Below are 17,472 nucleotides of genomic sequence, written 5' to 3'. Positions count from 1 at the left end.
GCCTGATCGATTGTGTCATCCGCCAGCACAGCCTCAAGGGCAAGCCGCGCGTGCCGCACGGAGGCTGCGCCTCCCTTGACCCTGCGCTGGCGGGGCATTCTAAACTTTCTGGAACAGAGCAATCAGCGCGGTGTCGTCCTTGTGAGCCCCGGTGGCCCGCGAGCCATAAATGCGCAGCTCCGGCAGGGTGAGGCTCTTGATCCATTGACCGCGCAGCAGCCGGTCAAAGGCTTCGGCAAACCCTGCCTTTTCGTAGAACCTGGCATTCACCGACAAGGCAAACCAGGCACCGGGCGCAGCCACGCGCAGCAGGGAGGGCAGCACCTCAGGGCCCAGGTGGCCGTGGGTGAAAGTGCCCGAAGACACCACGCCGCGGTAGGAGCCGCGCGGCACCGGGATGCCCTCCAGCAGGTCGGCCTCTATCACGTCGCGGTAGGCGTCCTTGCGCAGCGCCTCGGCCAGCATGGCGGCGCTGATGTCGGTGGCGTCCACAGGCTCGACCCCAAGCGCCCGCAGCGCCTGGCCGCAGAGTCCGGTGCCCGCGCCCGCGTCCAGAACCGGACCTTCTCCCCCGGCGGCGGCAAAAGCCTTGGCTGTCAATCCGGGCAGCAGGTAATCCTGCCCGGCGGCGAAATCCTGATCGTAGGTGCCGGCCCAGTCCGCATAAAGCCGCCGGGAATCCTCAGGCGTGCTCAACCCATAGGCATCAGACAATCCGGGTGGTTGTTTTTTCATCGGGCCATCAAAGTCGTTGCGGAGATTCGAATCAACCCTTGCGCCCCGGGCTGTGGCGACGCATCTAGGAGCCATGGGAAAAACGCTGCTTTGTCTTGGATTTGGCTATACCGCCCGGGCGCTTGCGCCGCGCCTGCTGGCGGCGGGATGGCGTGTCATCGGCACCTCGCGCGAGCCGGTGGCGGCTGAAGGCGTGGAGATGATCACCTGGCCTGGCCAGACGGTGCCGCTGGACGGCGTGACGCATATCCTGAACTCGATCGGCCCCGCTGCGGACGGCGATCCGGTGCTGGCCGCGATGGGTGACGAAATTGCCGCAGCCCCGGGCCTTGAATGGGTAGGGTATTTGTCGACCACCGCCGTCTACGGCCACCGCGACGGCGCCTGGGTGGATGAGGACACGCCGGTCACTCCCTCCAGCCAGCGCGGCGACTGGCGGGCCTTGGCTGAGGCGCAATGGCAGGCGATCCCCGGCCTGCCGCTGCATATTTTCAGGCTGGCAGGCATCTATGGCCCCGGCCGCGGCCCCTTTGCCAAGCTGATGGCGGGCAAGGCGCGGCGGATCATCAAGCCGGGGCAGGTGTTCTCGCGTATCCATGTCGAGGACATTGCCCAGGTGCTGGCCGCCTCCATCGCGCAGCCGCGCCCCGGTGCCATCTACAACGTTTGCGACGATGACCCGGCCCCGCCGCAGGATGTGCTGGGCCATGCCGCCGAGCTGCTGGGCTTGCCGGTGCCGGCGGAGGTGCCCTTTGAAGAGGCTGGCATGACCCCGATGGCACGCAGTTTTTATGGCGAGAACAAGCGGGTGCGGAACCGCCTCATCAAGGACGAACTGGGGGTGGAGCTGCTCTATCCAACCTACCGCGAGGGGCTGCGGGCGGTGCTGGAAGCCGAGGATATGGAGAGCTTTGTGCCGCCTGCGGAACCGCCGGGGGTGTAACTTCCAGGAGTGCTTGCAACGCAACGCCCTATTTTGGTTCCGTCAGCCTGCTTGAATTAGTTTGGCGTATTCGTCTTGGACATCTTCGTCGATGACCACGTCCCGGAAGCCACCGTACAGCCTGTCATTCTGATCTTTGCGCGGGCCGGAAATCCAGAAGTGTTCCCCGCTATCCACATCAAAGTAGTTTGCCTTGAAGCCTGAACCCTTGAGGCTCTGGAAAACTCTGCCTTGGTAGTAAAGTGACTTGCCTGATTTCGAGAAGTAGACACGGCCAATCCGTGCGGGTCCATTCAGACCTTCGGACTTGTCTTCAATGTACATGATCCGGGAGCGGTCAGGCTTGAATGCATCGGGAAGAGTGAGCGCGTGATCGCGGTTTTCTTCCCGGCCAATCTTACGCACGCTTCTCGCCAATCGTCGCCACGCCCAGAACCTCCAGCACCTTGGCCTCGATCTGCGGCGCGTTCATGGCTGCGATCTCGTACATGTCTGCCGGGCTGGCCTGGTCGATGAAGGTGTCGGGCAGCACCATGGAGCGGTACTTGAGACCGCCGTCGAACACGCCTTCCTCCGCCAGAAGCTGGGCGACGTGGGAGCCGAAGCCGCCCACCGCGCCTTCCTCGATGGTGATCAGCGCCTCATGATCCGCGGCCAGCTGCAGGATCAGGTCGCGGTCCAGCGGCTTGGCAAAGCGGGCGTCGGCAATGGTCGGGGTGATGCCCTTGGCAGCAAGAGATTCTGCAGCCTTTTTGACCTCGCCCAAACGGGTGCCGAAGGACAGCAGCGCCACGCGCTTGCCCTGCTGGATCATCCGGCCCTTGCCGATCTCCAGAACTTCCGGCGTGTCCGGCATCTCGACGCCTTCGCCCTCGCCGCGCGGGTAGCGGAAGGCGATGGGGCCGTCGTCATGGGCGGCGGCGGTGGCGACCATATGGGTAAGTTCGGCCTCATCCGCGGCGGCCATCACCACCATGCCGGGCAGGTTGGCCATGAAGGCAATGTCGAAACTGCCGGCATGGGTGGCGCCATCGGCGCCGACCAGCCCGGCGCGGTCGATGGCAAAGCGCACCGGCAGGCGCTGGATCGCCACGTCATGCACCACCTGGTCATAGCCGCGCTGCAGGAAGGTGGAATACATCGCGCAAAACGGCTTCATCCCGCCGGCCGCTAGCGCCGCTGCAAAGGTGACGCCGTGCTGCTCGGCAATTCCGACGTCAAAGCAGCGCGAGGGGTAGCGTTCTGCCATCAGGCTGAGGCCGGTGCCATCGGGCATCGCCGCGGTGACGGCGCAAATCTTGTCGTCCTTGGCGGCCAGCTTCACCAGCTCATTGCCGAAGACCGAAGTGTAGGAGGGCGCGTTGGAGGGGGCTTTCTTCTGCTCACCGGTCACCATGTCGAACTTGGCGGTGGCGTGGCCCTTGTCGCGGGCGCGCTCAGCCGGGCCGTAGCCCTTGCCCTTCTTGGTGAGGACGTGGATCAGGATCGGGCCGGTGGCGCGGGCCTTGACCGTGCGCAGGACCGGCAGAAGCTGATCCATGTCATGGCCGTCGATCGGGCCGAGGTAGGAGAAGCCGAGTGCTTCGAACATCGTGCCGCCGACGGCCATGCCCTTAATCATATCTTTGGCGCGCTTGGCGCCTTCGCGGAAGGGTTCCGGTAGCAGCGAGACCGCGCCCTTGGCGGCGGCCTTCAGCTCCTGGAACGGCTCACCGGCATAAAGGCGGGACAGGTAGGAGGACAGTGCCCCCACTGGCGGAGCGATCGACATTTCATTGTCGTTCAGGATCACGAACAGCCGCTTGCCCAGGTGGCCTGCGTTGTTCATCGCCTCAAACGCCATGCCGGCCGACATCGAACCGTCGCCAATCACTGCAATGGCATCGCCGTTGCCCTCGGGGATCACACCGCCAAGGTCGCGCGCCACGGCAAAGCCAAGCGCGGCGCTGATCGAGGTGGAGCTGTGGGCAGCACCGAACGGGTCATAAGGCGACTCGGAGCGTTTGGTGAACCCGCTGAGCCCGTCCTTCATCCGCAGGGTGCGGATGCGGTCGCGGCGCCCGGTCAGGATCTTGTGCGGGTAGCACTGGTGGGAGACGTCCCAGATCACCTTGTCCCGCGGCGTGTCGAAAACCGCGTGCAAGGCGGTGGTCAGCTCCACCACGCCGAGGCCTGCGCCCAAGTGACCGCCGGTGACGGAAACCGCGGAAATGGTTTCCTGCCGCAGCTCATGGGCCACCTGCACCAGCTGCGCATCCGTCAGCCCCTTCAGATCCGCGGGGCGCGTGATCTGGTCCAGAAGCGGGGTCTTGGGCCGGTCGGACATGGTGTCTCCTTGGGCTGCGCCTTGAGGGTCGTGGCGCGGGGTTAGCTGTCGCGCGCAATAACGAAACGCGCGGCTTCCTTCAAGGTTGCGGCGTCTGCTTCATAGGGGGATAGCGCGGCGCAGGCTTCATCGCAAAGCGACTGTGCGCGGGCTTTTGCCTCTGCCAGCCCCAGCAAGGAGACAAATGTTGCCTTACCGGCATCGGCATCCTTGCGCACGGCCTTGCCGACCTTGGCGGCGTCCCCTTCGACATCCAAGATGTCGTCGGCGATTTGGAAAGCAAGGCCCAGGGCGCGTGCGTATTGCCGCAGCGGGGCGGGGTTTTCACCGGCCAGTACTGCGCCGGCGGTGGCGGACCATTCGATCAGGCAGCCGGTCTTGCGGCCCTGCAGCAGGGTGATCTGTTCCAGTGTCAGCGGCGCGCCGGCGGTTTCTGCCGCAATGTCCAGCATCTGCCCCGACACCATGCCGTCCTTGCCGGAGGATTGCGCCAGCCCGCGGATCAGAGTCAGCGCATGGGGCCCGATCTTGGGGTCCGCCAGCAGCTCGAAGGCGAAGGTTTGCAGGCTGTCGCCTGCCAGAACCGCCATCGCCTCGTCCCATTTGCGGTGCACGGTGGGCTGGCCGCGGCGCAAGTCGTCGTCGTCCATGCAGGGCAGATCGTCATGCACCAGCGAGTAGGCATGGATACATTCGATGGCAAGCGCAGCCTCGATGGCGGCCTCTGCCGCGACCCCGTGCAAGCGGGCGCTTTCCAGCACCAGGAAGCCGCGCAGCATCTTGCCGCCGGTGATGGCGTAACGCATCGCGGCGTGCAGCTCATCGCTGCCCGCCAGCCGCAACTCCATATGTGCGGTGATACGGCCTTGCGCGTCTTTCAGCGCCTCCGCGAAGGGGCGGGTCCGGGCGTCTGCTGCGGCGCTCATCGATCAGCCGGCGTCCAGCGGCTGGGTGCCCTTGGGGGTGCCGTTGGCGTCCAGGGTGATCGCGGCGACCTTTTCCTCGGCGCGCTTCAGCTCATCCTCGCAGCGTTTCTTCAGCGCGGCGCCGCGTTCGTACAGAGCGATCGAGGCATCCAGCGCCACATCGCCGCGTTCCAGCTGGTCCACCACGCCTTCCAGCTCGCGCATCGCCTGTTCAAAGCTCATCTGCTCTACGGGGGTCTCAGTCATGCCGGTGCCTTCATCAATTCTTCCACATGCGCGCGGGTTGCCGCGGACAGCGCGTTCAGATCATATCCGCCTTCCAAAGTCGAGACGATACGGCCCTGGCACAGCTCACTGGCAAGTTTGCAGAGTTCCGCGGTGATCCAGGCAAAATCGGCAGTGGCCCAGTTGAGGCTGGCCAGCGGGTCGTCCTGGTGGGCGTCGAATCCGGCCGAGATGATAATCAGCTTCGGCTTGAACGCACGCAGGCGCGGGAAAGCCTGGGTTTCATAGGCCGCCTGCATCTCTGCCCGGCCCGATCCCGGCGGCAGCGGCATGTTGAGGATCTGGCCATGGGCGCCGTCCTCATCCGGGCGGCCGGAGCCGGGCCACAGCGGCATCTGCTGGCTGGTGATCAACAATGCGCGCGGCTCGTCCCACAGCAGGTCCTGGGTGCCGTTGCCGTGATGGACGTCGAAATCCACCACCGCAACGCGGCTGAGGCCATGGTGATCGAGCGCGTGCTTGGCCGCCAGCGCTGCATTGCCGAACAGGCAAAAGCCCATGGCGGTATCCGTTTCTGCGTGATGCCCCGGCGGGCGCACCGCGGCAAAGGCGTTCTGCACCTCGCCGCCCAGCACCATGTCGACGCCGCGCACCACGGCCCCCGCCGCGCGGAAGGCGGCATCCAGCGAGCCGGGGGACAGGAAGGTATCGCCGTCGATCTGCGCCCAGCCCTCTGTCGGGGAGGCCTTGCGCAGGTCCGACAGGTAGCCGGCCGGGTGGATGCGCAGGATGTCATCCTCAGCCGCCATCGGGGCCGTCACGCGCTTCAGGTCCAAGGGCTCCAGCGTGTGCAGGATGTGTTCCAGCCGCGCGACCCGTTCCGGGTGGCCCTCAGGTGTGACGTGATTGAGGCAATCCGCGTGGGTGATCAGGGCGGTGGTCATGGGCGCGTTCCTCCGGCTGCGGGTCTTGGCGCGACCCTAGGAGGGGGCGGGTTGCGGCCGCAAGGGGAATCCGGGGCGCTGCCCCGGACCCCGGGAAATTTAGGGCCAGAAGGAGGCGCTGACCGTGCCTTAGTCCGGCGCCAGCATGTAGCCCGCGCCACGCACCGTTTGCAGGTACTGCGGCTGTTTAGGGTTCGGCTCGATCTTGCGGCGCAGCCGGGTGATTTGCACGTCAACAGCGCGCTCCTGCGCTTGGCCACGGTCGCGGCCCAGGTCCTCCACCAGCTTGGTGCGGGAGACCGGTTCGCCGGGCTGGGCGGAGAAGATTTTCATCAGCTGGCTTTCGGTGCCGGTCAGGCGGATCAGCTCATCGCCTTGCCACATCTCGCCGCGCTCGATGTCATAGCGGATGGCGCCCAGGTGCAGCACCTTGGGGGCGGCCTCCTGCGTGACGGTGTCCGGCATCCGCCGCAGGATCGCATTGACACGCAGCAGCAGCTCCTTGGGCTCGAAAGGTTTCGGCAGATAGTCGTCCGCCCCTGCCTCTAGGCCCGCAATCCGGTCCTCGGTCTCGCCCTTGGCGGTCAGCAGCAGGATCGGGGTGGTCATGGTTTCGCGCAGGGAGCGGGTCAGCGACACGCCGTCCTCGCCCGGCATCATCACATCCATCACGATCAGGTCGAAGTCGAGGCCGGCCAGCACGCGGCGCGCATGGGCGGCGTCGCGCGCAGCGGTTACCAGAAAGCCGGAGCGCATCAGGAATTTCTTCAAGAGGCCGCGGATGCGCTCGTCGTCATCGACGATCAGCAGATGGGCGTCGTGTATGCTCATGGTGCCTTAGTCCCGCAGCTTGGCATAGGCGCGGCGCATGTCCGCATCCATCATTGCCTCAAGCACCGTCTTGAAGCCCTGCACCGCTTCGGGGCCGGCATCCTTGTAGGCGGCGCGCATCCGGGCGCGCTGGGCGTCGGACAGCGTCGCCTCCAGTGCCTGGCCCTGATCGGTCAGGTAGAGGTGGCGCTCGCGCTTATCGAGCTCCCCCACCTTGGAGATCACCAGCCCGTCGCCGATCAGGGTGCGCAGCACCCGGTTCAGAGACTGTTTGGTGACGCCCAGGATGCTCAGGAGATTGTTCACCGTGGTGCCCGGCGAGCGGTTGATGAAGTGAATGGCGCGGTGGTGCGCGCGGCCATAGGACATCTCGGCCAGGATCCGGTCCGGATCGGCGGTAAAGCCGCGGTAGGCAAAAAACATTGCCTCGATCCCCTGGCGCAGCTGTTCATCTGTCAGAAACAGCAGGCTTTCGCTGCCGTATCCCTGCCCTGTCCGGCCCTCAGGCATGTGGTGCCCCCTCGTCTGTCTTGCCGGTCAGTTTATGTCAGTGTTGTTGACATTCCAAGGGTGAAGATGTATCGAATCGCAGCTTTGGCGCAAGATTATGCCCGCTCCGGCCTTAACTTGCGCAATAAATGAAAATCACCGCAGAATTCAGGAGGGTGCGGCATGGCTGGTTACGACGACCGCGACGGTGTGATCTGGATGGATGGGGAGCTGGTCGACTGGCGGGATGCCAAGGTGCATATCCTGACCCATGCGATGCATTACGCCTCCTCCGTGTTCGAGGGCGAGCGCGCCTACAACGGCAAGATCTTCAAGAGCCGCGAGCATTCCGAGCGCCTGATCGCATCGGCCGAGGCACTGGACATGCCGATGCCCTACACCGTCGACCAGATCGAGGCGGCCAAGGAAGAAACCCTGAAGGCCTCCGGCCTGCAGGACGCCTATGTGCGGGCGCTGGTCTGGCGCGGCTCCGGCGAGGACATGGGCGTGGCCTCCGCCAAGAACCCGGTGCGCATGGCGATCGCGGTCTGGGGCTGGGGCGCCTATTACGGCGACGCCAAGATGAAGGGCGCCAAGCTCGACATCGCGGAATGGAAGCGCCCGAGCCCGGAAACCATCCCGGTTCACGCCAAGGCGGCGGGTCTCTACATGATCTGCACCATTTCCAAGCACAAGGCAGAGGCCAAGGGCTGCTCTGACGCGCTGTTCATGGACTGGCGCGGCTATGTGGCTGAGGCCACCGGCGCCAACGTGTTCTTTGTGAAGGATGGCGAGGTGCACACGCCGCTGGCCGACTGCTTCCTGAACGGCATCACCCGCCAGACCGTGATCCAGATGCTGAAAGACAAGGGCATCACCGTGCATGAGCGCCGCATCAAGCCGGAAGAGATGGAAGGTTTTGAGCAGTGCTGGCTGACCGGCACCGCGGCCGAGGTCACCCCGGTGGGGCAGATCGGCGACTATACGTTTGAGGTTGGTGATCTGACCCGCGAGATCGCCGAGGATTACGAGAAGCTGGTCCGCGCCTAAGCAGCCTTTAGAAAGCCAGGTGAAAACCCCCGCCATCGCGCGGGGGTTTTGCTTTGCGGGCCGGCCTGATTGCGCCAGCGTCTGGTCGCCAAGCCAATTTCCTGCAATTTTTTCAGCCCTGTGCCATAGTCGGGCATATTGCTGAAAAGTCATTCCTGGGCAGGCTGCACGCTGCTGCCCGCCAAGAAGGAGCAGGAACACGATGGACCTGAGCATTGCCTATGTGAGTTATCTTGAACTGGGCCTGCGGCTGATCTGCGCCGCTGCTGCCGGGGCGCTGCTGGGGCTGGACCGGGAACTGCGGCACCGCAAGGTGGGTATGCGGACCTACATGATTGTCTCGCTCGGAGCGGCGGGCTTTACGCTGATCACCATGGAAATGTCGATGGAGGCGCTGACCCTCGAGATGGGGGCCGACCCGACAAGGATCATGCAAGGGCTTGTCGGCGCGATCGGTTTTCTGGGTGCCGGCGCAATCATCCAGGGCGACGAGCGGGTCGGCGGCATGGCAACGGCGGCCAGCCTGTGGGTGGCCGGAGGGGTCGGCATGGCGTCGGGGCTTGGCTATTATGTCCATGCGGTACTGCTGGCCGCTGGGGCTGCGGCAATTCTCGCCATGAGCCGCCTGATGAGCAGCCGCGGCAGCAAGGACCGGCCGGACATCAGCGAGTAGCACTGCTCTGTCCGGTGTCTTGAAATGCCGGGATCCGGCTGCCTGATCGTTCACATTTCCTTGCAGATCATCCGGCGCCATGGACGGGGGATGCATGGCAACTAACATGAAAGGCATGTTGGATCTTCTCAGCGATATTCTCACCCGGCTGTCCCTTAGGGGGACGCTTTACTTCCGCACGTCCTTTAGTCCGCCCTTCGGGGTCCAGGTGCCGCCGTTCCAGAACGTGGCACGGTTTCATTTCGTGCAGCGCGGGGAGTTGAAGGTGCATGTGCCGGCAACCGGCGGTACCCTGCGGCTGCGGCAGGGGGATCTGGTGCTGATCCCGCATGGCAATGCGCATATGCTCTTGTGCAACGAGGTGCAGCCGCTGGAGGCCCTGCCGCTGGAGCAGGTGCTGCAGGATGCCGGTTACGACGGCGGCGGGGTGCTGGTTTATGGCGGCGCGGAAGAGCACCGCGATACCCAGCTGATCTGCGGCCATTTCTCCTTTGCCGGGATGCCGGGGCGGCGCGGCACCGGGCATATGCTGATCGACCGGCTGCCGCCCTACATCGTGATCGAGAACTACGGCGAAGAGGCAGGCGCCTGGATCGAGGCGACACTGCGGATGATCGGCTCCGAGGTGCAGGGCGCCCGTATTGGTGGCGACCTGATTGCGCTGAAACTGTCCGAGGTGCTGTTTGCCCAGGCCATCCGCGCCTATCTGGAGCATCAAAGCCCCAGCGGCTCGGCGCTGGCTGGGTTTGCCGATCCGCGGCTTTCCCGCGCGCTGACCGCGTTCCACCAGGCGCCGGCGCAGGAGTGGAGCGTCGAGGGCCTGGCGCGCGAGGCCGGCATGTCGCGCACCGCCTTTGCCCAGGAATTCACCGCCAAGATGGCGGTGACGCCGATGCAGTACCTGACCAGCTGGCGGATGCAAATCGCTTGCCAGGGGCTGACGGAGCAGGGGCTGAACGTTGCGGATGCGGCCGAGATTGCCGGCTACGCCTCCGAGGCGGCGTTTTCGCGGGTGTTCCGTAAGCAGGTCGGCATGTCCCCGGCGGCCTACCGGCAGCAGCACAGGGCTGCCTGACCCGCTGGGCTCCCCGCTTCTGTACGATCTGCAAAATTTGCGGGGGCTTCTGAAATTCAGCGTCCGGTTCTGATGGGGCAGATTGGGGCTACAGCCGCATCGGCGGCCAAGAGACCTCAGTAACAAGGACCTGACCCATGCCCCTCCGCTTTGTGACCCGCACCATCCACGCCTATCTCGACTACCCTGTGGCCATCGCCCTGATGGGGCTGCCGTTCCTGCTGGGCCTCGGCGAAAGCAACCCGCTGGCGCTGTGGCTGTCGGTGGCAACCGGCATCGCCGCCTTTGTCCTGACGGTGCTGACCGACCATCACCTCGGCCTGATCCGGGTGCTGCCCTACAAACTGCATTTGACGGTCGACCTGATTGTCGGCCTCACCTTTCTGGCAGCACCTTTTGCCTTTGGCTTTGCCGGGCTGGATGCAGTGTTCTACTGGCTCAACGGCGCTGCCGTGGTTGCTGTGATCTCGCTCAGCGCGCCGGAAGGGGCTGAGGCCGCCTCTGCCTGACCGCTATTGGCGCAGCAGCCAGTCCACCACTGTTTTGGCCCGGCCCTGAGTGCTGGGCCAAAGCACGTAGAAGCCCTGATCCCCCAGCCGCGGTGCCTGCCACAGCTCTGCCAGCGGCTGGCTGCCCAGGAAAATACGGGGCACAAGGGCAATGCCCTGCCCGTTCATTGCCGCATCCATCGCCAGCGCGGTCTGGTTGAATTGCAGCACCCGGCCCGCGGCGGTGAGCCCCTCCTGCCGCAGAAGCAGATCCCAGTGCCGGTGCCCGTCCTGTATCAGGGTGTGCCGCGCCAGACCCGCCAGTTCGGGTGAATCCTCCTTAGTTAGAGCCGAATCCTGGCGTGCCACCGCCACCAGATCCACCAGTGACAGGAGCGCAGAGTTCAAGCTGCTTTCCTGCGGCTTGCCGCCCTGGCGGATGGCGATGTCGATGCCGTCGCGCTTGAAGTCCGTCAGGCTTTCCTCTGCCACGACCCGCAGGTCGATATCGGGGTGGCGGGCCTCGAACTCCGGCAGCCGCGGCACCAGCCATTTCGAGGCAAAGGAGGGCGGCACCGACAGCGTTACCCGCTGCACTGCCGGCGCCAGCTTGTCCGTTGCCTCGCGGATCAGCGCCAGTGCCTGCCGGACCGGGGCGTGATAGCTGCGCCCGGTGTCGGTCAGCATCAGCCCGCGGGCGTGTCGGTGGAACAGCTTGTGGCCCAGATCCGCCTCCAGCCGCCGCACCTGCTGCGCCACTGCGCCCTGGGTCAGGTGCAGCTCCTCTGCCGCGCGGCCGAAGTTCAGGTGGCGGGCAGCGGCGTCGAACATCCGCAGAGCGTTGAGGTTGGGCAGGCGCATCAGGTCTCAGCCAGTAGTTTTTCTACAGTCTGGCGCGATGAGATATGATTGGTCAAGCGCGGCCTGAGCAGCCATCCTGAGGGCAAGCAAAGGAGTAAAGACATGACCAAGGTTGCTCTCTTCACCGCCGCCGGCAGCGGTATGGGCGCGGATGCTGCCCGCCACCTTCATTCGCAGGGGTATGAGGTCGCGATCCTCTCCTCCTCCGGCAAGGGCGAGGCGCTGGCGCAGGAGCTGGGCGGGGTGGGCCATACAGGCTCCAACCTCGAACAAAGCGATCTGCAGGCGCTGGTGGACAAGGCGATGGACCGCTGGGGGCGGATCGACGTGCTGGTCAACTCGGCAGGCCACGGGCCCAAGGGCGACATCATGGAGATCAGTGATGAGGACTGGCATCTGGGGATGGAATACTACCTGATGAACGTGATCCGCCCGGCCCGGCTGGTGGCGCCTGTCATGGCGGCGCAGGGCAATGGGTCGATCATCAACATCTCCACCTTTGCGGTGTTTGAGCCGGACCCGCTGTTCCCGACCTCTGGCGTGTTCCGGGCCGGGCTCGCGAGCTTTACCAAGCTGTTTGCCGACAAGTTCGCGGCCCGGGGCGTGCGGATGAACAACGTGCTGCCGGGCTTCATCGACAGCCTGCCTGAAACCGAAGACCGCAAGGCGCGCATCCCGATGGGGCGCTATGGCACCGCCCGCGAAGTATCAGCGCTGATCGCCTATCTGGCTTCCGATGATGCGGCCTATACCACTGGTCAGAACATCCGCGTCGACGGGGGGCTGACCCGCGCGATCTGAGCCGGGCCGGTAGGGATGCAGGCTCTAACACTGCAGTAATCCCGTGTTAGAGCCTGCTATCCGCCCTTTGGGTCGATCAGCGGCTTGGCCTTGCCGCGCCGCAGGCCCAGCCGGTGCTCGCGCCAGATCACCAGCACATTGCCGGCGATCACCAGCGCCGCACCGGCCAGCATCACCAGCGTCGGCCACTCGTTGAACCAGACATAGCCGATCACAATGGCAAAGATCATCGAGGCATAGTCATAAGGCGCCAGCATCGAGGCGGGCGCAAAGCGGTAGGAGGAGGTGACCAGGATCTGTGCCACCCCGCCGACCAGCCCGGCGCTGACTAGCAGCGCCGCGGTTTGCGCATCCGGCATCACCCAGCCGAAGGGGGCGGTCAGCAGCGCCAGGCCAGAGGCGGTCAGCGAGAAATAGAAGACGATGGCCGCGGTATGCTCGGACTGCACCATGCGGCGGATGTGGATCTGCACAAATCCGCGGGCGACAGTGGCGCCAACCACCAGCAGCACCCCCAGCATGGCGCCATCGCCGAGGTCGCCGCCGAGGCGCGGCCAGATCATGATCAGCACGCCCAAGAGGCCGATGGCGACGGCGCTGATGCGCACCAGGCGGATGGTCTCGCCCAAAAACAGCGCCGCAAGGATCAGGGTGAAGATCGGGGTGGCATAGCCGATGGCGGTGACCTCCGGCAGCGGCAGCAGCGCCAGCCCCATGAAGGTCATCCCCATTGCCGAGGTGCCGACCAGTCCGCGCCACACGTGAAACATCGGCTTCCTGGTGATCAGCCCCTGGCGCAGCTGCCCGCGCGCGGCCAGCCAGATGACGATCACCGGGATCGCAAAGAAGGAGCGGAAGAACACCGCCTCGCCTGCCGGTACGGTTTCCGAGGTGGCCTTGATGATCCCGGACAGTGCGGTGAACAGCGCAATGGCAGTCACTTTCAGCAGGACCGCCAGCACAGGCCGATGCGATGTTAAGGATTCCGCCATGGCGCGACCCTGCGCCCAAGCGCCGCAAAGATCAATGGCTTGATTTCGGAGGGCCAAGGCGCGCAAATGGCGCCGCCAGATGAAGGAGCCGCCGATGTATGACGACAACCACCTGATCCGCCAGCTGCGCGAGTCCTCGCTGGGGCGCGAGGAGGATGTTTTTGCCCGGCTTCCAGACGGCAGCACTGTCACATTCGGCGCGCTGTTTGCCGGCGCGGAGCGGATGGCAGCGGCGCTGGCCGCCCAAGGCGTGCAGCCCGGTGACCGGGTGGCGGTGCAGGTCCAAAAAACCATTCAGGCGATCGAACTGTACCTTGGCACCGTCATGGCCGGCGGTATCTTCCTGCCGCTCAACACCGCCTATACCGGGCCGGAGGTGGCCTACTTTGTGGGCGACGCCTCTCCGTGCGTGGTGGTTTGCGATCCGGCGCGGCTGGAGGAAATCGGCGCCATTGCGGCTGGGGCAAAGGTGCTGACACTGGACGCCGCAGGGCAGGGAAGCCTGCGCGATCTGGCGGATGGACAGTCCGGTTTTGCACCCGTGTCACGTCAGCCAGATGATCTGGCGGCGATCCTTTACACTTCCGGCACCACCGGCCGCTCCAAAGGCGCGATGCTGAGCCATGATAACCTGGCGTCCAACTCGCTGACCCTGCGCGACTACTGGCGGTTCACCAAGGACGATGTGCTGATCCACGCGCTGCCGATCTTCCACACCCACGGGCTGTTTGTGGCGACCAATGTGGCGCTGTTTGCAGGCAGCCAGGTGGTGTTCCTGCCGGGCTTTGATGCCAATGCCATTCTGGAGGCAATGCCGTCCTCCACAGCGATGATGGGGGTGCCGACGTTTTATACCCGCCTGCTGGCGGATGAACGGCTGACGCGCGAACGCGCCGCCAATATGCGACTGTTCATTTCCGGCTCTGCGCCCTTGCTGGTCGATACCCATGAGCAGTGGGAGGCCCGCACAGGCCACCGCATCTTGGAACGCTACGGGATGACCGAAACCAATATGAGCACCTCCAACCCCTATGAGGGTGAGCGTCGCGCGGGCACCGTCGGTTTCCCGCTGCCGGGCGTGGAAGCCCGGGTGATGCAGGACGGCGCCGAGGTGCCCGCCGGAGAGATCGGCGTGCTGGAGGTGCGCGGCCCGAACGTGTTCCAGGGCTACTGGCAGATGCCGGAGAAGACGGCGGAAGAGCTGAAACCAGACGGCTGGTTCATCACCGGTGACATGGCAAAGGTCGACGCCGACGGCTATGTCACCATTGTCGGGCGCGAGAAGGACCTGATCATCACCGGCGGCTTCAACGTCTATCCCAAGGAGGTTGAGAGCCTGATCGACGACCTGCCCGGCGTTCTGGAAAGCGCGGTGATTGGCGTGCCGCATCCCGATTTCGGCGAGGGTGTGGTGGCTGTGGTGGTGCCGGAGACTGAAGGCACCAGCGCCGAGGCGATCAAGGCGGCTCTGTCGGGGCAATTGGCCAAGTTCAAGCAGCCCAAGGAGATCATCCTGCTGGAGGCCCTGCCGCGCAACACTATGGGCAAGGTGCAGAAGAAAGCCCTGCGCGAGGAATACGAGGGTCTTTTTGCCTAACCTTTGCTCTACCCGGCCGGTAGGCCGGGCTGCGCCTGCCTGCCCGTCAAACCGGAGGTTTGCCTCCGGCAAAACGGACAGGCGCATTTGGGCCAGCCCAGGCATGCGCAGCTCTCGGTTCTTAGTGTGTATGCGCCGCCGCGTGCGCCTCTTCCGCGCGCCATTCCCGCACGGCCTGCACCAGGATCTGTAAGGCGGAGTTCAGGAACAGCCCGCCCATGATGCCGGCCACAATGAGGTCCGGCCAGCCGGTTGCCGTGCCCCAAACCCCCAGGGCCGCAAACATCACCGCCACATTGCCAATCGCGTCGTTGCGCGAACACAGCCAGACCGACCGCACATTGGCGTCGCCGTCCTTGTAGCGGGCCAGCAGCAGCACCGAGATCAGGTTCGCCGCCAGTGCCATGAAGCCGATCACCCCCATGATATGGGCCTGCGGCACGCCGACGTAGAATACTTGGTATACAGTGGAGCCGAACACCCAGAGCCCCATCAGCAACAGGCTGATGCCCTTGCCCAGTGCCGCCAGCGCCCGGGTGCGCAGAGTGGCCCCGATCACCGCCAGCGAAATGCCATAGGTCAGCGCGTCACCCAGAAAATCCAAGGCGTCCGCCTTCAGCGCCTGGCTGCCGGACAGCTGGCCCGCACCCATTTCCACCGCAAACATGCCGGCGTTGATGGCGATCACCAGCCAAAGCCTGCGTTTGTAGTCGTCCGAGACCCCGTCGAATTTTGCGCTGTGGTTGCAGCAGCCTGCCATTGCTCTTGTCCTCATTCCTGATTCGATACCAATGTAAGGCCTCTAGTCACTAGAGCATCAAGAGGGTTTGCGCATGTTTTCCATCGGCCAGCTGTCCAAGGCCACCGGCGTCAAGGTGCCCACCATCCGCTATTACGAGGAAATCGGCCTATTGCCGGAACCGGGCCGCAACGCCGGCAACCAGCGCCGCTACGGGCAGGACGGCATGGACGCGCTGGGTTTCATCAAACACGCGCGCGATCTCGGGTTTTCGCTGGAGGACATCAAGGCGCTGATGGGGCTGGACGGGCATCTGGGCGATGATTGCGCCGAGGCCGACCGGATTGCCCGCAGCCAGCTGGCCAATGTGCGGGACCGCATCCGCAAGCTGCAGCAGCTGGCGTCCGAACTGGAGCGGATCAGCCACCTGTGCGACGGCGGCAGCGGCGGCTGTTGCAAGGTGCTGACGGCGCTGGGCGACCACAGCCAATGCGCGGGCGAGCACGGTTGAGGCGCAGGCTGAGAGGCGCCACCCGAACCAAATTCGGGCAACTCCCCTTGCTAGGGCCTGATCCTCAGCCGATGCGGCCCTGGTTTTCGCCGATCTGGCCGCGGTGCAGCAGCAGGTGGTCCAGGATCACGCAGGCCATCATTGCCTCGGCCACCGGCACCGCGCGGATGCCGACGCAGGGGTCGTGGCGGCCCTTGGTGATCACTTCGGTGGCGGAGCCGTCCTTGCGGATTGACTTGCGCGGTGTGAGGATTGAGGAGGTCGGTTTCACTGCAAACCGCACCACCACATCCTGCCCAGTGGAGATCCCGCCCAGGATGCCGCCGGCGTGGTTGGAGGAATACTCCGGGCCGTTTTCACCCATGAAGATCTCATCAGCGTTTTCCGAGCCCTTGAGGCGCGCGGCATTCATGCCCTCGCCGATCTCGACGCCTTTGACTGCGTTGATCGACATCATCGCGGCGGCCAGATCGGTGTCCAGCTTGCCATAGACGGGCGCGCCGATGCCTGCGGGGACACCCCGGGCAACAACCTCAACCACGGCGCCAACGGAATCATGCGCCTTGCGCAGGCCTTGCAGGTAGTCTTCCCATTCCTGAACTGCGCCTGCGTCAGGGATCCAGAAATCGTTCTGATCAATCGCGTCCCAGTCGAACCGGCTGCGGTCGATCTCCAGCTCGCCCATTTGGGTCATGTAGCCCTTGATCTCCAGCCCCGGCACCAGCGCCTTGATTGCTTCACGTGCAACACCGCCGGCTGCAACCCGCGCCGCGGTCTCGCGTGCCGAGGAGCGGCCGCCGCCGCGGTAGTCGCGGTTGCCATACTTCTGGAAATAGGTGATGTCGGCGTGGCCCGGACGGAAGGTCTGGGAAATCTCACCGTAATCCTTGGACCGCTGGTCGGTGTTTTCGATCATCAGCTGGATCGGGGTGCCGGTCGATTTGCCCTCGAACACGCCGGACAGGATCTTCACCGCATCCGGCTCATTGCGCTGGGTGGTGTTCTTGTTCTGGCCGGGGCGGCGCTTATCCAGCCACTGCTGCAGCATTTCCGGCTCCAGCGGCACATTCGGCGGGCAGCCGTCGACGGTGGCGCCAAGCGCGGGCCCGTGGCTCTCGCCCCAGGTGGTGACGCGGAAGAGGTGTCCAAAGCTGTTCATCGACATGAGGCGCGGTCTCCTTTGCGGGACGTGCTTAGCGGGCAGGGGCCTGTGCCTCAAGCGGATTCCTCTGCGGCATAGGAACAGGGGGCGCTGCCCCAGCCGCC

Annotated in this window: 20 protein-coding genes; 8 read left to right on the top strand and 12 right to left on the bottom strand. The window is 64.9% G+C overall.

The window, feature by feature from the left end; translation table 11 throughout:
* Positions 1–99: 99 nt before the first annotated feature.
* Positions 100–735 (bottom strand): class I SAM-dependent DNA methyltransferase, encoded by a 636-nt coding sequence (locus LHL23_RS19405; RefSeq protein ID WP_222476742.1) that lies wholly within the window; start codon positions 733–735, stop codon positions 100–102.
* A gap of 73 nt (positions 736–808) precedes the next feature.
* Between LHL23_RS19405 and LHL23_RS19400 the strand changes: the two genes are divergently transcribed.
* A complete protein-coding gene (locus tag LHL23_RS19400) occupies positions 809–1,678 on the top strand; it encodes an SDR family oxidoreductase (RefSeq protein ID WP_226431156.1) in 870 nt (289 codons plus the stop codon).
* A 42-nt stretch (positions 1,679–1,720) separates the two neighbouring features.
* Here LHL23_RS19400 and LHL23_RS19395 read toward each other — a convergent pair whose 3' ends face one another.
* The 7 genes from LHL23_RS19395 to LHL23_RS19365 all read right to left on the bottom strand — a co-directional run bounded on the left by LHL23_RS19395 (position 1,721) and on the right by LHL23_RS19365 (position 7,440).
* Positions 1,721–2,083, bottom strand: coding sequence for a 1-deoxy-D-xylulose-5-phosphate synthase (locus LHL23_RS19395; RefSeq protein WP_226431155.1), 363 nt, complete (start codon positions 2,081–2,083; stop codon positions 1,721–1,723).
* On the bottom strand, positions 2,076–4,004 hold the full coding sequence (dxs, locus tag LHL23_RS19390) for a 1-deoxy-D-xylulose-5-phosphate synthase (protein ID WP_226431154.1): 1,929 nt from the start codon (positions 4,002–4,004) through the stop codon (positions 2,076–2,078). Before dxs ends, LHL23_RS19395 begins: the two co-directional genes overlap by 8 nt.
* A 41-nt stretch (positions 4,005–4,045) precedes the next feature.
* On the bottom strand, positions 4,046–4,930 hold the full coding sequence (locus LHL23_RS19385; protein WP_226431153.1) for a polyprenyl synthetase family protein: 885 nt from the start codon (positions 4,928–4,930) through the stop codon (positions 4,046–4,048).
* A gap of 3 nt (positions 4,931–4,933) precedes the next feature.
* Complete coding sequence (locus LHL23_RS19380) at positions 4,934–5,176, bottom strand: exodeoxyribonuclease VII small subunit (protein ID WP_027235853.1); 243 nt, start codon at positions 5,174–5,176, stop codon at positions 4,934–4,936.
* Positions 5,173–6,099, bottom strand: coding sequence for a histone deacetylase family protein (locus tag LHL23_RS19375; RefSeq protein ID WP_226431152.1), 927 nt, complete (start codon positions 6,097–6,099; stop codon positions 5,173–5,175). Before LHL23_RS19375 ends, LHL23_RS19380 begins: the two co-directional genes overlap by 4 nt.
* A gap of 129 nt (positions 6,100–6,228) precedes the next feature.
* Complete coding sequence (locus tag LHL23_RS19370; RefSeq protein ID WP_226431151.1) at positions 6,229–6,930, bottom strand: response regulator; 702 nt, start codon at positions 6,928–6,930, stop codon at positions 6,229–6,231.
* Positions 6,931–6,936: 6 nt separating this feature from the next.
* Entirely contained in the window at positions 6,937–7,440 is a 504-nt protein-coding gene (locus tag LHL23_RS19365; RefSeq protein ID WP_222476734.1) for a MarR family winged helix-turn-helix transcriptional regulator, read from the bottom strand.
* Positions 7,441–7,602: 162 nt separating this feature from the next.
* Between LHL23_RS19365 and LHL23_RS19360 the strand changes: the two genes are divergently transcribed.
* The 4 genes from LHL23_RS19360 (at position 7,603) to LHL23_RS19345 (ending at position 10,726) form a co-directional block, all read left to right on the top strand.
* A complete protein-coding gene (locus LHL23_RS19360) occupies positions 7,603–8,469 on the top strand; it encodes a branched-chain amino acid aminotransferase (protein WP_222476732.1) in 867 nt (288 codons plus the stop codon).
* 202 nt (positions 8,470–8,671) lie between these two features.
* Complete coding sequence (locus LHL23_RS19355; protein ID WP_226431150.1) at positions 8,672–9,142, top strand: MgtC/SapB family protein; 471 nt, start codon at positions 8,672–8,674, stop codon at positions 9,140–9,142.
* Positions 9,143–9,257: 115 nt separating this feature from the next.
* On the top strand, positions 9,258–10,217 hold the full coding sequence (locus LHL23_RS19350; RefSeq protein WP_226431149.1) for an AraC family transcriptional regulator: 960 nt from the start codon (positions 9,258–9,260) through the stop codon (positions 10,215–10,217).
* Positions 10,218–10,354: 137 nt separating this feature from the next.
* The gene (locus LHL23_RS19345) at positions 10,355–10,726 is read left to right on the top strand and encodes an SPW repeat domain-containing protein (RefSeq protein ID WP_226431148.1); all 372 of its coding nucleotides are present in this window, start codon (positions 10,355–10,357) and stop codon (positions 10,724–10,726) included.
* Positions 10,727–10,729: 3 nt separating this feature from the next.
* On the opposite strand, the gene LHL23_RS19340 is transcribed toward LHL23_RS19345, so the two are convergent.
* Positions 10,730–11,566, bottom strand: a complete 837-nt coding sequence (locus tag LHL23_RS19340) for a LysR substrate-binding domain-containing protein (protein WP_226431147.1) — start codon at positions 11,564–11,566, stop codon at positions 10,730–10,732.
* A gap of 102 nt (positions 11,567–11,668) precedes the next feature.
* Here LHL23_RS19340 and LHL23_RS19335 point away from each other — a divergent pair, with 102 nt between their 5' ends.
* The gene (locus tag LHL23_RS19335) at positions 11,669–12,367 is read left to right on the top strand and encodes an SDR family oxidoreductase (RefSeq protein ID WP_226431146.1); all 699 of its coding nucleotides are present in this window, start codon (positions 11,669–11,671) and stop codon (positions 12,365–12,367) included.
* A gap of 56 nt (positions 12,368–12,423) precedes the next feature.
* On the opposite strand, the gene LHL23_RS19330 is transcribed toward LHL23_RS19335, so the two are convergent.
* The gene (locus LHL23_RS19330) at positions 12,424–13,359 is read right to left on the bottom strand and encodes a DMT family transporter (RefSeq protein WP_226431145.1); all 936 of its coding nucleotides are present in this window, start codon (positions 13,357–13,359) and stop codon (positions 12,424–12,426) included.
* A gap of 94 nt (positions 13,360–13,453) precedes the next feature.
* Between LHL23_RS19330 and LHL23_RS19325 the strand changes: the two genes are divergently transcribed.
* The gene (locus LHL23_RS19325) at positions 13,454–14,956 is read left to right on the top strand and encodes a malonate--CoA ligase (protein WP_226431144.1); all 1,503 of its coding nucleotides are present in this window, start codon (positions 13,454–13,456) and stop codon (positions 14,954–14,956) included.
* A 121-nt stretch (positions 14,957–15,077) separates the two neighbouring features.
* Here LHL23_RS19325 and LHL23_RS19320 read toward each other — a convergent pair whose 3' ends face one another.
* A complete protein-coding gene (locus tag LHL23_RS19320; protein ID WP_226431143.1) occupies positions 15,078–15,716 on the bottom strand; it encodes a cation transporter in 639 nt (212 codons plus the stop codon).
* 73 nt (positions 15,717–15,789) lie between these two features.
* On the opposite strand from LHL23_RS19320, the gene LHL23_RS19315 reads away from it, so the two are divergent.
* Positions 15,790–16,206: a MerR family transcriptional regulator gene (locus LHL23_RS19315; protein ID WP_226431142.1), complete on the top strand. Its 417-nt coding sequence runs from the start codon at positions 15,790–15,792 to the stop codon at positions 16,204–16,206.
* Between the two features lie 64 nt (positions 16,207–16,270).
* Here LHL23_RS19315 and aroC read toward each other — a convergent pair whose 3' ends face one another.
* Positions 16,271–17,371 (bottom strand): chorismate synthase, encoded by a 1,101-nt coding sequence (gene aroC, locus LHL23_RS19310; RefSeq protein ID WP_226431141.1) that lies wholly within the window; start codon positions 17,369–17,371, stop codon positions 16,271–16,273.
* Positions 17,372–17,472: the final 101 nt, after the last annotated feature.

This window comes from Leisingera sp. McT4-56, from assembly GCF_020514995.1.
GTDB classification, from domain to species: domain Bacteria; phylum Pseudomonadota; class Alphaproteobacteria; order Rhodobacterales; family Rhodobacteraceae; genus Leisingera; species Leisingera aquaemixtae_A.
This window is presented reverse-complemented; position numbering and strand designations above follow the sequence as displayed.